The sequence below is a fragment of the Bacteroidota bacterium genome (assembly GCA_034723125.1).
Taxonomy (GTDB): domain Bacteria; phylum Bacteroidota; class Bacteroidia; order CAILMK01; family JAAYUY01; genus JAYEOP01.
In genome coordinates, this window is record JAYEOP010000113.1 from 15030 (window position 1) to 16965 (window position 1936).

Consider the following 1936-nt stretch of genomic DNA (forward strand, 5'->3'; position numbering starts at 1 on the left):
GCCAACAGCTAATTTCAAAATTTAATATCCTCCCAATAAATCAGATAAAGCCAAATATAATAATCTTCCTTCTACAATATTCGCCATGCAATTATTGTGATTAAAAATATAGCAGCATAAATTAAAGTAGCAAAAATTGAAATTATTTTTGAAGCTTTGTTTTTATATTGTTGCTTACGAATGATTAATAACGACAACAAAATCCCTCCAAGCGATAACAGTAAGGCTATTACACTAAGGTATGGTGATAAAAAAGATAACACATCACTTTTTAATAATCCGGGATTATCAGTAATTAGTTCTGCGGTTTTCACTCCTTTGGGGTCGGATAATACAAAATTCCAATATGGTATTCGTGAAGTGGTTTTTAATAATGTTTTAAGAAAATGCATACTTGCAGTAATCGGTAAAATAGCGATTACAAGTTGTGTGAAGGATTTTTTCCAATTTTCTTTTGCGAGTATTTTATTTAAAGCAGAGAAAATAAGGTAGAAAATCAGTGGGAAAAAGATAAAAAGGCAAATTGCTTTTAAAGTGCCTGTTAAACTACCTGATATGTTTAACGATTGATTAATAAATTCGGGAACAGCTATCACAATTTCTTTACTGACCTTCCATTCCGATAAAAGCTCGTAAACAACAAATCCACTTAATATCATAAAAAATGCAATTTCCGACCAAGAAAGTTTTATACCATTAAATAAATCTTCAGCAAATTTTCGCTTTTGAATTGCAATATTATTTTTTGTACATGATTTATGACATTGTCCGCATAAAATACAAGCTTTGTTATCAATTACTTTTGCAGGATAAAGCTCTGAAGTACACGAGCGTCCAATAAATTTATAATGATTGGATTTGCTAATGCAATCTTTAGTTGTACATTTTTTACAAACATCAATATTTTTTACACGTAGTTTTTTTGATGATAGCAATGAATATAATCCAAGCAAATGACCAACAGGACAAATGTAAGTGCAAAAAGTCCGTTTCTCCCAAATTAGTCCTGCAACAACTGCAACTGCGAATAAAATAAGCATGTAAATTGCCATAAATTGAGGAATACGATGAATAGCAAGCGTGTGTATTCCAACAACTATAATAAGTAGATAAAATAAAGTGATTACCCAACCCGTTTTTAAAAATTTATTTGGTTTTTTTCTGAATCCGATTTTCCCGAAAAAAGAAGTAAGCAATTCTATTGGACAGATACTGCACCAAAACCTGCCAAATAAAATTGCAGTAACAATAATAAGTGGCCACCAATACGACCACACAATCAGGTTGGAAAGATTTGTATTCCGTAAAATTAATGCAAAATCTTTGTCATTTGTTGTAACTCCTATTGCTCCGTAAATTAACGCAATAAAAACAAGCAGTGTTAAAAACTGCATTAAAACTAAAAAATAATTACTCTTAAAAAATTTATTGATCATTAGTCAATCTATAAATTATTTGTTGATGTTGAGGAAACATGAAAATTAGTTTTTTACGACTACCAAGTTCAAAATCAGTAAAATCAAAGCCGGGGGAAACAGTACATCCGACCAAAGAAAAATCATTTTCGTTAACAACCTCAGCCGCAAACCAATTACCACCCGAAACAACAAATTGGGGACTTTGTTCATTGTTTAAATCATTGCCAATAACAACATTGTAATATTCTCCTAATTCGGAAATTATATGAAGTTTAATAGGAGAGCCTTTGTAAAAATGCCAAATTTCATCTTGCTTAATTTTATGAAATGCCGAAAAATTACCTGATGTTAAAAGGAAATAAATACAAGTAGAATAATTTCGTTTTCCTACATAGTGCCTCTAAGAAAACTGTCAAATTTTATGATTTCTAAGATTTTTGATGAGATTTTTATTTTTTGAGACGAGGCGATGCCTTAGCATCAGTGAGTTGAGAAAGATAAAAATATCGCAAAAAGAT

Annotated in this window: 2 protein-coding genes; both read right to left on the reverse strand. The window is 30.5% G+C overall.

All coding sequences use genetic code 11. The features are described 5' to 3' along the window. Nucleotides 1-71: 71 nt before the first annotated feature. On the reverse strand, nucleotides 72-1394 hold the full coding sequence (locus tag U9R42_03520) for a 4Fe-4S binding protein (protein MEA3495086.1): 1323 nt from the start codon (nucleotides 1392-1394) through the stop codon (nucleotides 72-74). 31 nt (nucleotides 1395-1425) lie between these two features. Next, on the reverse strand, nucleotides 1426-1782 hold the full coding sequence (locus U9R42_03525; protein ID MEA3495087.1) for a cupin domain-containing protein: 357 nt from the start codon (nucleotides 1780-1782) through the stop codon (nucleotides 1426-1428). Nucleotides 1783-1936: the final 154 nt, after the last annotated feature.